The following is a 13,029-nucleotide window of genomic DNA, read 5'->3' on the forward strand; positions in this document are numbered from 1 at the left end:
GATGGTCATGCCAGCCACCAGGGCGAGCTCCGGCAAGGTCGAGAAGCAGAACCCCGGGCAGCTCAACTCCGTCCAGCTCAACATCGTCACGCTCGTGGACATGGAGAAGGCCACCGAGCACAAGTCGCTGGCCGGCGCCATGTACATGGTGGACAACAGCGTGGGCGGCTCCGGCCAGGGCACCGCGCGGCTCGAAACGGTCTGCAAGCCGGGCCAGGTGCTCAACTGGATCATCCGGCCGATCGACATGGAGCGGCGCCGCGACGGCACCTGGCCGCCCATGCCGAAGATCAACAACATCGTCTTCCTGGACGTCGAGGCGGGTGACGAGGAGGACGTCGCCGAGAAGAAGGTGTGCGTCGAGCTGAAGATCTATGGTGCGCCCGACCGCATGCGGGACGACCTGACACCCGTCTACTACTACTGGGCCGGCACCGTCCTGCCCAGCCTCAGGCCCGGCACCTACCGGTACCGGCTGGTCGTCGAGCTGGAGCAGGAGGACAAGAAGGAACGGCTCTACCTCAACACCGAGGGACACCCGTCGATCAGGGTGATCCCCGTCTGAACGCCGGAGGCGGCCGGGGGACGGCGCCGTCCCCCGGCCGCCTCCGGGCGTCACACCTTCCCGGCGAGCAGTGCGACGGCGTCCTCGGTGGTGGTCACCGTCGAGAACACCGCGCCCTGGACGGCCGCGACCGTGCGATGCAGATCCTGGGCGGCGATATTGCCGAGGCTGAATTCGCTGATCGCGTCGTCCACGTAAAAGACTTTGTAACCGAGCTGCACCGCCTCACGGGAGGTCGTGTCGCAGCAGATGAACGAGGTGAATCCACAGATCACCACCCGGTCCGCCTGCTGGGCGCGCAGGAACCGGTCCAGATCGGGATTCGAGAACGAGCCGATGTAATGTTTGGTGACCACCAATTCGTCCGGCAACGGCCGGACACTGTCGACGAAGTCGATCCCCGGGCTGCCCGCGTCGAAACTCTGATCCCCGGGCACTTTGCTGATGTGGCGGACGTGCACCACGGTGGCGACGTCACTCGATCGCGCGGTTTCCAGCAGGCGTTTGATGTTGCTGATCGCCTGATCGAATCTCTCGACGGGCAGTGAGCCGGAACGGGAGTATTCCTGCTGCGCATCGATGACAAGGAGCGCAATCATGCTTCTCCTTCGAGATGTCGGCGAATTGCCGAACGAATTATTCCCGGGGCGATGAACGAAAAACCGGGAAAACTAATTCGCCCGGACGCGCGCCGTCGTCGAGGTGCGGGCGACCAGGTCAGGCTGGAAGATGACCTGGCGGTGCTCGTGGTCGCCCGCCCGGTTGGCCTCCTCCAGCAGCAGCATGGCCGCCGTGTGGCCGAGCTGCTCGCGCGGCTGCCTGATGGACGACAGCGGCACCGCCGCCGCCGCGGCGAAGTCGATGTCGTCGTACCCGATGATGGCCAGGTCGGCGGGCACCCGCAGGCCGCGCAGCGTCATCTCCTGCAGCACCCCGATCGCCACCAGGTCGTTGGCGCAGAAGACCGCGGTGGGCCGCTCGCCGGGGGGCAGGTCCGCGATCTCCTTGCCGACCGTGCGGCCGGTGGCCACCGTCAGGTCGGGTAACGGGATCACGGTCAGCGTGTCGTCCGGGCCGAGCACGCCGGCCAGGCCGTCGCGCCGCTCGCGTACCTGGCGGACCGTGAGCGGGCCGCCCGCGAAGGCGATGCGGCTGTGCCCCCGCTCGCGCAGGTGCTCGCCCGCCAGCCGGCCCCCCAGCACGTCGTCCACCGCGACCGCGCAGCCGCCGCTGTGGCTGGCCGAGCTGTCGAAGCGCACCACCGGGATGCCGCGCGAGACGAGCCTGCTCAACCGCTCCTCCTCGCCGCTGTCGTTCACCGGCGTGATCAGCACGCCCATGGGCCGCTGCTCCTCGAACGTCTCCAGCAGCCCCGCCTCGCGGTGGGCGTCCTTGTTGCTGTTGAACACCATCACCGTCACGTCCGCCCGCTGGGCGGCGGTCTCCACGCCGCGCAGGACGTCGATGAAGAACGGGTTGCCGAAGTCGAGCGCGACCACCCCGATGATGCGGCTGCGCCCCGCCCGCAACTGCCTCGCGGAGCCGTTGCGCACGTAGCCGAGCCGCTCGATCGCCTCCCGCACCCGTCGCAGGGTGTCGGGCGCGACCATCTCCGGCCGGTTGAGCACGTTGCTCACGGTGCCGACGGAGACCCCGGCCAGCCGGGCGACCTCTTTCATGCTCGACATCGTTCCTCGAGTCCCGTGAGCGGCGCGAGCGTGTTGTCCGGTGTGATCATAGCGCAGCCGTTCAAGGGGGTTTGGAACGATTTGGGTACGCTCGCTCAGCCGAGGGTGGGTGATCTTCGTAGGATGGGCTTGACCCCCGAGTCCATCCATGCCTAGATCAAGGGACTCATCCGCCCCACGCCCCGGAGGACACCCCCGCATGGCATCGGCAGGAACGTGCCGCAAGTGCTGACCGACCAGGCCGAGGAGCGGCGCCGCCGCCGGGGGCTGGCCCTGCGGATCTCCACCCTGCTGGCGGGCGTCCTGAACCTGGCGCTCGCCGCCGTACTGATCGCCCTGCCCGGCAGCTCCACGTCGTTCGACCCCTTACCCACCCCGGGCGCCGGCACCGAGACCCGCGAGAAGGCACGCGGAGACACCCGCACCGGACGCCCGGTCGCCGCCACCAGCCTGCGCTCGGCCCCCGCCCCGGTCGCACCCACCACCAGCGCGGCTCCCTCACCCCCTTCGCAGGCGGCTCCACGCCCCAGTCGCAGCCCCGTGCGCAAGACAGGCGCGGTGCCGCCGTCGGCGGGCGTGCGTGAGGCGTCGAAGCCCGACCCGGCCATCTCGCCGTCGGCCGGTCAGGGAACCCAGGCGGCCCGCCCGGGCAGGACCCCGGCCGCGGCCGTCGCCCCCAGCCCGGCAAGCGTCACTCCGAGCCGCACCCGCCAGCCGCCGGGCAGGGTCCGCGGCGACGGCCCCGCCGGCTCGCAGGGCGACTCCGAATAGGAGGATGGCCGGCCGCCCGTGAGTGTCATCCCTCGCGCGATCTGGTGGAGATGAGCTGTTCGAGGCCGTCGAGGATGCAGCGCAGGCCGAACTTGCGGGTGTCGTGCATGGCGGGGTTGGCGGTCGCGACCGCGGCTGTCACTGATGGGTAGCGTTTGCGGTGCTCGTGCAGTTGTTCGCCGATGCTGTCGGGAAGCTGTCCGTCGGGGGTCCACGGGAGGGTTCCCGCGGTGTCGGCCGACCGGGTGTTGCGGGTGTGGCTGCTGACCAGGCGTACGGCGTCCATCTGTTCATCGCCGTTCAGCCCGGTGTCGGTGAGTGCGCTGAGCGCGGCCTCGACCCAGCCGACTTCGTTGGGCCCCATGATCCGGTTGCCCATGGTGACGTCCGGTAGCCATGGATGGGCCTCCCAGGCCGCCCACATCCGGTTGGCCCATTCCTCGAGTTTGCCGCGCCAGCCACCGGTTGTCCGGGTCAGATCCGGCGGGTCGCCGACGGCCGCTTCGATCATGGCCGCGATCAGTTCGTCCTTGCCGGCGACGTACCGGTAGAGCGCCATCTTGGTGTAGTCGAGCCGGCCGGCGACGCGCTGCATGGTGACCGCGTCGAACCCCTCGGCGTCGGCGATGGCCACGGCAGTGCGGGCGATCTGGTCGATGCTCAGTGTCGGTCTGGGGCCGCCACCCGTCCACGGCTCGCGAAGTCCCCACAGCAGCTCAACGGTGCGCGTCGGGTCCATTCGTCACCCTCCCTCAATTGGCTCTTGCGATCGTACATCGTCTGCGGCTAGCGTACACAGCGTCCGACGGACACAGTGTCCAAGGGAAACAACGCCGGTCAGGGGAATCATGACGGAAAGAGCAACAGCGGCTTCTCCGGTAAGGAGCTGTGCAGGCCGCATGAGGCGCCGACACGATCTTCGCCGCGAGCGGCGAGAGATCATGACTGGCGGTCGGCCTGGCCCTCCTGCCACTGCCGCATGACCTGTCCGAGGCTTTCGTTTACCAGGAGCAGGAACTGGGCGGCGAGGCCGAAGCGGGCGCCGGCCGGGGTCGCGGCCCCCAGGACGTCTGCCGCACGCTGCGAATGCGCGGCCAGGCTCTCGTTCATCCGCAGGGCCGCGAGGGTGGAACGAACCCAGAGATCGTCGTCGACGACATAGCGTTCGCGGCGCCCGCCTGGCGCTCGTTCGCGCTTGATGAGCCCTTGCTGCTCCAGGAGGGCGACGGTCTGCGAGATCGACGCGGGGCTGACACGAAGCCGCTGGACCAGGTCGGCGGCGGTGAGGATGCCGGAGTCGGTGACATGCAGACAGGCCAGCACCCTGGCCGCCATCCGGGGCATGCCCTGCTGCTCCAAGAGCGTGGCGAAGGCTTGCGTGATGTCCTGGACCGCCTGCGGGTCGCGGCCGTGGCTGCTGTCGCCGATCGGCGGCGCGGGGGGCTTGGCCTGCCGCCGCCGGCGGGCACGCTGCCGGGTGGCCTCCTGCGCCCGCTGCGCCCGGTAGCCTTCGGGCCCGCCGTTGCGGGCGACCTCCCGCATGATGGTCGAGCCGGGCCGCCCGAGGCGCCGGCCGATCTCGGTGAACCCGAGCCCCTCGGCCAGCCCCGCAGCGATGTGCTGACGGTCCTCATCGGTGAGTCTGTCTCCGGGCATCGGTGCTCGTCTCCCCATCTGCCGGCGAGCGGTCTTCTGCCGCACATTATGCAATCACTCAAATCCCATTGCAACACAAGCTTGATCATCCATTGCAATCAGCCTCACGCTCATTGCAGTGCTTGCCGATGAGACGAGTTCAGACAGGCCATATTATTCCGCAAGCAAGTTGACCAATCTATGAATGCAATGTACGGTCACAAACATTCAGCAATGCATGAACATAAGCCCAGTGGCGGAACCAAGGAGACGGATCATGATGTCCAACACGCAATTCGGCGGTTTCATCGCGATGATGATCGGCCCCAAGCGGCGGTGGCGGCAGTACCAGGCACGCGTCCGACAGCTTCCGCCGAACCACCGGACGGCGGTCGAAGCGATTCAGCGGCACATGATGCACTTCGTACCGGTCGACGCCGACAGCGACGCCTCCAGGTTCGAAGACCTCGCCGCCCTTTTCGAGCAGGCCGCGGCGGACGGAACGCCGATCCGCGACGTCGTCGGACCGGACCCGGTGAAGTTCGCCGAGGCGTTCGTCCGTGACTACTCCGACGGTGGCTACGTCCCCGCCCGTGCGCGGAGGCAGCTGACCGAGGCCATCGAGCGCGCCGCCGGTGAGGGCACCGGGCAAGTGGCCAAGACAGGCTGACGACACCCGGACCCCGCACCGGGACGGGTTCCGCAAGATCCAGCACTTGTGAGTATCGAACACTGTCTGCAAGGAGATTCATGATGGGAACTGGCACCAACGGCTTCACCGAGGCGGGGCTGCGCAGACTGCGCGAGGTGCTGACACGGCATGTCGAATCCGGGAGGATTCCCGGGCTGGTGGCCCTGGTCAGCCGGGGCGAGCAGACGCATGTGGAGACGATGGGGACGATGCGCCATGACGGGGGCGCGCCGATGCGCCGCGACACGATCTTCCGGATGGCCTCCACGAGCAAGCCGGTCGCGGTGTCGGCGACGATGGTCCTGCTGGACGAGTGCCGGCTACGGCTGGATGACCCGGTGGAGCGGTGGCTGCCCGAGCTGGCCGACCGGCAGGTGCTGACGCGGCCTGACGGGCCGCTGGACGACACCGTGCCCGCGCGGCGGCCGATCACCGTACGGGACCTGCTGACCTCCACCTGCGGACTCGGACTGGACCTGGCGGCGAAGACCGCCCCGATCATGGGGGCGCTCTTCGAGCGGGGCGTCTACGGGCAGGAGGACGGCTGGCTGCTGCCGGGCTCGGACCCGGATGAGTGGATGCGCCGCCTTGGCACGCTCCCGCTGATGTACCAGCCCGGCGAGCGGTGGGTGTACAACCTCAGCGACGACCTGCTCGGCGTGCTGGTCGCCCGGGTCACCGGCCAGCCGTTCGAGAAGTTCCTGCACGAGCGCATCTTCGAGCCGCTGGGCATGACCGACACCGGCTTCCACGTGCCCGCCGACCAGATCCACCGGTTCCCGCCGCTGTACGCCCCCGACTGGCAGACCGGAGCGTTCAACGTCGAAGACCCGGCCGAAGGCGGACACCACAGCAAACCCCCGGCGTTCCCGTCCAGCGGCGGCGGACTCGACTCCACCGCCGACGACTACCACGCCTACTACCGGATGCTGCTCAACGGCGGCACGCACGACGGCCGGCGGATCCTGTCCAGGTCCGCCGTCGAGCTGATGACCACCAACCAGCTCCCGCCCGCGGCGCAGGCCGCCCGGCAGGCCTGGGCCCGCGACAACGTCTCCGTGGGATACGGCCTGGGACAGCACGGCGGCTGGGGCTTCGGCATGGCGGTGCGCACCTACCGCGCCGACTACGCGCCCATCGGCCAGTTCGGCTGGGACGGCGGAGCCGGCACCACCACCTACGCCGACCCCCGGAACGGCATCGTCGGCATCCTGCTCACCCAGGTCGGCATGTCCACCCCCGACTCGGCGAACGCCATCAACGACTTCTGGACCACCCTCTACCAGGCACTCGACGACTGACCCGCCCCAGCCTGGTCGAGGTCGCTCCGGCACAGGATCTCAACCAGGCTCCGGCCTTCGACGCCACCACGATCCCATACTGCTGGGACATGCGTGCGGGGCCGGAAAGAAATCTAGAAATCGCGAGAGAGCGCTCACGGCACCGGCATGTGACGACGACGTGGCCGACTGGTCCACCTACGTCCAGGACCACGCTCCGCCTCGATCAGGTTGCGGCTCACGCCGTTCAACGCGACCGCGTGAGGCGGTGAGGGGCGGCTCGGCGGGAACCGATAGATTTTGCGGCATAACCGCTGCGTGCGAGTGCACTCACCTGCCGCCGGCGGGTGGACGGGCGGCGTTTCCCCACCCACTCGCCGAAATCTGAAGGAGCCCCCGTGACCGTTCCCCCTGTGCCCGGCGTGCATCCGGCCTGGCTGCCTCCTGAGGCGTTCCGCGCGGCCGGGTCGCGCCGCGTGCTCGTGCTCACCGCCTCCCTTGAAGACCTCGGTGGGGAGGCGCCGGCCGCGACCGTGCGGGCCGAGGTGGCCGAGGCCTGTGAACGGCACGGCGGTTCCGTGGTCGCGCCGGGCGAGCCGTTCGACCTGGTGCTGGCGCTGTCGTCCGCCGACGCCTTGCCCCCCGAAGCCCAGGCGGTGCGGGAGCCGGAGATCGGCGCCGAGGGTTTCGTGCTGGCCCGCCTTGACGGCGTCACGGTGGTGCTGGCGGAGAACCCGGCGGGCTTGTTGTACGGCTGGTTCGAGGTGGTCCGGCTGGGCGAGGCGGCGTTCGGCGAGGCACGACCGGCGCGGACGCACCGGCCGGCGCTGCGGCGGCGGATGCTGGACCACTGGGACAACATCGACGTCCACCCGGTGATGGGCCAGGTCGAGCGCGGCTACTCGGGCGGTTCGATCTTCTGGCGGGACGGCGCGGCACGCGGGGATCTGGCGCGGGTCCGCGCGTACGCCCGGCTGCTGGCGGCCACCGGCGTGAACGCGGTCGCGATCAACAACGTGAACGTGCACGCCACCGAGGCCCACCTGCTGACCGACCGCCTCGGCGAGGTCGCCGCGATCGCGGCGGAGCTGCGCCCGTACGGCATCCGCGTGCACCTGTCGGTGAACTTCGCCTCCCCCATCGTGCTCGGCGGCCTGGACAGCGCCGACCCGCTGGACGAGGGTGTGCGCGAGTGGTGGGCGCGCACGACGGCGCACGTCTACGAGACGATCCCCGACTTCGGCGGTTACGTGGTCAAGGCCGACTCGGAGGGCCAGCCGGGCCCGTTCGCGTACGGACGCGACCATGCCGACGGCGCGAACATGCTGGCCGACGCCCTGGCCCCGCACGGCGGTGTGGTGTTCTGGCGTGCCTTCGTCTACAACCACCGTCAGGACTGGCGCGACCGCTCGACCGACCGCGCCCGCGCCGCCCACGACCACTTCGCGCCGCTGGACGGCCGGTTCAGGGACAACGCGATCGTGCAGGTCAAGTACGGCCCGATGGACTTCCAGACGCGCGAGCCGATCTCCCCCGTGATCGCCGCCATGCCGGGCACCAGGCTCGCGGTGGAACTGCAGGTGACGCAGGAGTACACGGGCCAGCAGCGGCACGTCTGCTATCTCGGCCCGATGTGGAGCGAGGTGCTCGGGTTCCGCTTCTGGGGTTCCGGCGAGCGCACGGTCGCCGACGTGGCGGCGGGGGGCGGTCTGACGGCGGTCTCCAATGTGGGGGACGACCCGTACTGGACGGGTCATCCGCTGGCCCAGGCCAACCTGTACGCGTTCGGCCGCCTCGCCTGGGCGCCGGACCTCGACCCGGCGGCGATCCTGGACGAGTGGATCGGCCTGACCTTCCCCGGCGGGACCGGCCTGGTGCGGAACACGCTGCACGAGATGATGGACGGCTCGTGGGAGACGTACGAGCGTTACACCGCGCCGCTCGGCGTCGGCTTCATGGTGCGCCCCGGCCACCACTACGGGCCCGACGTGGACGGGTACGAGTACACGCCGTGGGGCACCTACCACTTCGCCGACCGCGACGGCGTCGGCGTGGACCGCACCCGGGCCACCGGCACCGGCTACACCGGGCAGTATCCGGCGCCGTGGTCGGAGGTGTACGAGTCGCTCGCCGAGTGCCCCGACGAGTTGCTGCTGTTCTTCCATCACGTGCCTTACGAGCACGTGCTGCAGAGCGGGAGCACAGTCGTCCAGCACATCTACGACACGCACTTCGCGGGCGCCGAGGAGGCGGCGGGGATGCGGGTGGCCTGGGAGAAGCTGGCGGGCTCGGTGGACGCGGCGCTGTACGCGCGGGTCAAGGAGCGGCTGGACGAGCAGGTCCGGTGTGCTGAGGAGTGGCGGGACCAGGTGAACACCTATTTCCTGCGCAAGTCGGGGGTGCCCGACGCGCACGGCCGTCCGATCCACTGACCGGCCGCCGGACGCGCTACTGGCGCGTGAAGCGCTGCTCGACCTCGGCGATCATCGCGCGGGAGTTCCACAGGAGCGTCCCGGTGAGCACCGAGGCGAGCAGCGCCAGGGCGGCCTCGGTGGCCACGAGCGTGACACCGCCGGCCACGATGAGCAGGCAGGCGTTGGCCAGTGTGGCGCCGGGAAAGCGGCCCAGCGCCCACGCCGCGAGCTTGCCCACGTCCACCGCCCTGAACGCGAACAACGACGTGATGACCAGCGCGTTGGCCACCCACAACGTCCCCCCGGCAGCCAGCACGACGAGCAGCGCGGCCCACCACCCCGGCACGCCCGCGGCCGAGAAGTTGCTCAGGTTGGTCCCGACCAGGGCCAGCACCACGAGCCAGGGAACCCAGATCTTCAGGGCGGCGCCGAAGTTGAGCTTGTAGCCGCGCCAGAAGGCCCGCGCCGGGTGCAGTTCGGTGAGCTCGGAGCTGCGGTGCCGCAGGGCGTACAGGGCGGCGGAGAGCGCGGGCCCGGCGGGCAGCAGGCAGGCGGCCATCAGCGGCACGTTGCCGGTGGAGCGGTCGAGCAGGACCAGCGCCGCCAGACCGGGCACGGCGGTGAGCAGGACCAGCAGCTCGACGATCAGCAGGTTGTAGATGAGCGCGGAGGCCCTGGAGAGCGGGCCTGCGCCGAACTTCCGCGTGCCCGTCGCGTCGCTGGTCACTTGCCCTCCTACAGGCCGAGGATCCGGCTGTCGTCCCACCACGGCGGTGTTTCGTCCACCACCGGGCTGAGCTCGACGAGCGTGACCTCGTGCCGGTCGAGCGTCAGATCCAGCTCGGCCGTCCCGCCGCGCACCGGCAGGTTCCGGTGGCGGCGAACCGGTTCCGCCGCTTCCCGGAGGATATCGAGCTGCTTGGGATGGGGTGACCGTGGACGCCCCATTTCGGACCAGGCCGTCCAGGCGTTGCCCATCTCCTCGCTGACCGACGAGCGCAGCATGAAGACCGACTCGCCATGGAAGGGGATCGACAGCCGCACGGTGTGCCCGGAGACGGCGGGGCCGCCCGTGACGTCCACTGGAGCCCAGGCCAGCACGGTGACGCGGCCGGCGGCGTCCCTGGTGACGAGGTGGTCCTGGCCGCGGGTCAGGAGCTGGTCGCCCATGCGGGCCAGGAACACGTACAGGTGGTAGGTGGGTTTCTTGATCTGCCGGTGGGTGAGCAGGCCGAAGCCGCCGTGGAAGATCGAGGTCGGGATCCCGACCTCCTCGAACATGTCGCTGAACGTCCAGTACGAGAAGGAGTCCACCAGCTCGCCGCCCTCGGCCAGGACGGGGGCCAGGTAGGCGGCGTTGAAGGCGGTGTCGTGGATCGGGTTGTCGGGGCGGTAGGAGGAGTTGAACTCGGTGATGTGCACCGGCAGGTCGGCCAGCGGGCCGCCGGCGACCTGGCGGCGGGTGGTGGCGAACTGCTCCAGCAGGCCGGAGGCGGGCCCCATCGTCTGGTGCACGCCGAACGGCACGTGCTGGGCCGGGCCCGAGGTGTAGGCGTGGCGGCTGAGGAAGTCGCACGGCACGTCGCGTGAGGTGACGAAGTCGGCGAAGCGCGGCATCCACTCGTCGGAGCCGGGTGAGATGGACGGGCCGCCGACCTGCAGCGACGCGTCCACGTCCTTGATCGTCCTGGCGGTGATCTCGTAGAGGCGGTGGTAGGCGGCCTCGTCGGCGCCCAGCCAGAAGACGTCGAGGTTGGGCTCGTTCCACACCTCGATCGGCCAGCGGCGCACCAGGTCGAGGCCGTAGCGGTCGATGAGGTGCGTGATCGTGGCCCTGACCAGGCCGGCCCACTCCTGCCAGGAGCTGGGCGGGGTGATGTTGCCGCGCCACCAGAAGACGGTCTGCTCGCCGGAGGCCAGCCCCGACGGCATGAAGCCGAGCTCCAGGAAGGGCTGGATGCCCAGCTCCAGGTAGGCGTCGATGACCTGGTCCAGGTACGTGAACGAGTGCAGTACGCGCCGCGCGCCCTCGTACTCGTAGGGCCGGTGCACGCCTGCGCCGTCGCTGAACAGGCCGTGGCCCCTGATGTGCCGGAAGCCGATCTCGCGCTGGACTAGCGCCAGCGAGTCCTGGTAGTCGCGCCGCAGCGCGAGGTCGAAGCGTCCGGTGCCGACGCAGAAGCGCCAGGCGTCGGACAGCCGTCCGGAGGGCTCGGCGGGTACGGGGTAACGCATCAGAAGAGAAGTCCTTGACGAGTACGCGGCCGGGCCGCCTCCCGGCAGGAGGGAGACGGCCCGGCCTGAGGGTGATCAGCCGCCGTGTGCCTTCTTGAAGCGGTCGTAGGCGCCGTTCACGAGGGTGACGTACTGGGTGGAGTTCTTGGCCTCCAGCTCCTTGACGTAGGCGTCCCACTCGGCGAGGTCACGCTCGCCGAGGATGAACTTCAGGGTGTTCTGGGTGACGTGGTCCTTCAGCGGCGTCTCCCAGAGCGAGACCTGCTCGCGCTCCTCCTCGCTGAGCGGCGCGGCCGGCTCGACGGGCCAGGTCTTCCTGGCGTTCATCACGTTCTGGAACTCCATCTCCTCGTCCGAGAACGTGGACTGGAGCAGCTTGGTGGGGCCGCCGTAGGCGAACACGCCGTTGCCGAAGCCGAAGTCCTTCTGCAGATGCTTGGGCGCGCCGGGGTTGAGGCCGACGTAGTCGATGTCGTCGGCCAGCTTGTACTTGTCGCCTTCCTTGGTGAACGTCGTGCCCTCGACGCCCCACTTGGCGAACTCCAGGCCGGCGTCGGAGTACCAGAGCCAGTCGATGAGCTGCATCATGGCGACGAAGTTCTTGTTCTCCAGGGCCTTCTTGGAGATCATGATGCCGTTCTCCAGGCGGGTGGCGACCTTGAAGTCGCCCGCCGGGCCGGTCGGCACCGGAATCTTGACGATCTTGGCGTCCTTGACGTTCTCGGTCAGCGCCGCCCGGTAGTCGTTGATCAGCACCTGCGCGTTGGTGCTGATCACGAAGGACTTGCCGGAGATGAACTTCTGCTTGGCGGCCTCGTCCTGCTGGGTGAAGCTCTCGGGGTCGAGCAGCTTCTCCTTCACCAGCTTGTTCAGGTACTCGATGGCCTGCTTGTACTGCGGCATGGCGCCGGTGTAGACGAACTTGCCCTGCGCGGTGTCGAACATCGCGTGCGCGTACTCCCAGCCGCCCTTGGTGCCGTACGCCTGCGCGATGAGCTTGATCAGGTTACCGCCGGGCGTGGGCACGCCCCAGCGGTCGGTCATCGGGTAGAGGTCGGGGTACTCGGCCTTCATCGCCTTGAGCATGTTGTAGAAGTCGTCCAGCGTCTTGGGGACTTCCAGCTTCAGCTTCTCCAGGATGTCGGTGCGCACCGCGAAGGAGTAGTCGGCCCAGGCGGCCTCGTGCAGGCCGGGCAGCAGGTAGATCTTGCCGTCCGTCTGCATGATCGAGTTCAGCTCCGGCTGGAGCTGCCACTTGGCGACCTTGTCCTGGAAGTTGGGCATCAGGTTGAAGTAGTCGCTGACCGGAAGGATCGCGCCGGAGGAGACGAACGCCTCCTCCTGCGGGTGGTAGGTCTTCGGGATGATCAGCGGGGCGTCGCCGGCGGCGATGAGCAGGCCGCGCTTCTTCTCGTAGTCGCTGAGCGGCACCTCGACCGGCTTGAACGTGACGTTGGTGCGCTTGGTCAGCTCCGACCAGAACAGCCAGTCGGGCTTGTTCGGGTAGAACGAGTGGTTGTTGTAGAGCACGTCGAACGACAGCGGCTCGGTGGCCTTGAACTGCTGGCCGACGCCGTACGACGCCATCGAGCCCGCCTTGTTGGCCGCGTCCGTGGCCTTGGCAGGGGTCTCGCTGTCGCTGCCGCAGGCGGTCAGGGCGAGGGAGGCGAAGGCACCGAGGCCGATGATCGCCTGACGCCGCGAGATGTCGCGCATGGGGGGATCCTTTCTGGGGGTTGGGAGGCGCCGG

12 protein-coding genes are annotated in these 13,029 nt (G+C 69.1%); 5 read left to right on the forward strand and 7 right to left on the reverse strand.

What is annotated here, in order from left to right:
• Window position 1: 1 nt before the first annotated feature.
• Complete coding sequence (locus FXF51_RS27675) at window positions 2-565, forward strand: hypothetical protein (protein ID WP_148437593.1); 564 nt, start codon at window positions 2-4, stop codon at window positions 563-565.
• Between the two features lie 50 nt (window positions 566-615).
• Here FXF51_RS27675 and FXF51_RS27680 read toward each other — a convergent pair whose 3' ends face one another.
• On the reverse strand, window positions 616-1,164 hold the full coding sequence (locus FXF51_RS27680; RefSeq protein WP_148437594.1) for an isochorismatase family protein: 549 nt from the start codon (window positions 1,162-1,164) through the stop codon (window positions 616-618).
• Window positions 1,165-1,236: 72 nt separating this feature from the next.
• Entirely contained in the window at window positions 1,237-2,244 is a 1,008-nt protein-coding gene (locus FXF51_RS27685; protein WP_262379880.1) for a LacI family DNA-binding transcriptional regulator, read from the reverse strand.
• A gap of 234 nt (window positions 2,245-2,478) precedes the next feature.
• Here FXF51_RS27685 and FXF51_RS27690 point away from each other — a divergent pair, with 234 nt between their 5' ends.
• Window positions 2,479-3,024, forward strand: coding sequence for a hypothetical protein (locus FXF51_RS27690; RefSeq protein ID WP_148437596.1), 546 nt, complete (start codon window positions 2,479-2,481; stop codon window positions 3,022-3,024).
• Window positions 3,025-3,049: 25 nt separating this feature from the next.
• On the opposite strand, the gene FXF51_RS27695 is transcribed toward FXF51_RS27690, so the two are convergent.
• Window positions 3,050-3,763 (reverse strand): TetR/AcrR family transcriptional regulator, encoded by a 714-nt coding sequence (locus FXF51_RS27695; protein WP_148437597.1) that lies wholly within the window; start codon window positions 3,761-3,763, stop codon window positions 3,050-3,052.
• Window positions 3,764-3,963: 200 nt separating this feature from the next.
• Window positions 3,964-4,680 carry a GbsR/MarR family transcriptional regulator gene (locus FXF51_RS27700; protein ID WP_148437598.1) on the reverse strand — a complete coding sequence of 239 codons (717 nt, stop codon included), beginning with the start codon at window positions 4,678-4,680 and terminating at the stop codon, window positions 3,964-3,966.
• 256 nt (window positions 4,681-4,936) lie between these two features.
• On the opposite strand from FXF51_RS27700, the gene FXF51_RS27705 reads away from it, so the two are divergent.
• The 3 genes from FXF51_RS27705 (at window position 4,937) to FXF51_RS27715 (ending at window position 9,062) form a co-directional block, all read left to right on the forward strand.
• A complete protein-coding gene (locus FXF51_RS27705) occupies window positions 4,937-5,329 on the forward strand; it encodes a DUF1048 domain-containing protein (RefSeq protein ID WP_262379881.1) in 393 nt (130 codons plus the stop codon).
• 80 nt (window positions 5,330-5,409) lie between these two features.
• Entirely contained in the window at window positions 5,410-6,651 is a 1,242-nt protein-coding gene (locus tag FXF51_RS27710) for a serine hydrolase domain-containing protein (RefSeq protein WP_262379882.1), read from the forward strand.
• Between the two features lie 377 nt (window positions 6,652-7,028).
• Window positions 7,029-9,062 carry an alpha-glucuronidase gene (locus FXF51_RS27715; protein WP_148437599.1) on the forward strand — a complete coding sequence of 678 codons (2,034 nt, stop codon included), beginning with the start codon at window positions 7,029-7,031 and terminating at the stop codon, window positions 9,060-9,062.
• A gap of 16 nt (window positions 9,063-9,078) precedes the next feature.
• Here the strand turns inward: FXF51_RS27715 and FXF51_RS27720 are convergent, their stop codons facing one another.
• From FXF51_RS27720 to FXF51_RS27730, 3 genes are all read right to left on the reverse strand, one after another.
• Window positions 9,079-9,771 (reverse strand): DUF624 domain-containing protein, encoded by a 693-nt coding sequence (locus FXF51_RS27720; RefSeq protein ID WP_148437600.1) that lies wholly within the window; start codon window positions 9,769-9,771, stop codon window positions 9,079-9,081.
• A gap of 8 nt (window positions 9,772-9,779) precedes the next feature.
• Entirely contained in the window at window positions 9,780-11,279 is a 1,500-nt protein-coding gene (locus FXF51_RS27725) for a GH39 family glycosyl hydrolase (protein ID WP_148437601.1), read from the reverse strand.
• A gap of 75 nt (window positions 11,280-11,354) precedes the next feature.
• Window positions 11,355-12,995: an extracellular solute-binding protein gene (locus tag FXF51_RS27730; RefSeq protein WP_148437602.1), complete on the reverse strand. Its 1,641-nt coding sequence runs from the start codon at window positions 12,993-12,995 to the stop codon at window positions 11,355-11,357.
• Window positions 12,996-13,029: the final 34 nt, after the last annotated feature.

It is taken from the genome of Nonomuraea sp. PA05, from assembly GCF_008086045.1.
In the GTDB taxonomy this organism is placed as follows: Bacteria; Actinomycetota; Actinomycetes; order Streptosporangiales; family Streptosporangiaceae; genus Nonomuraea; species Nonomuraea monospora.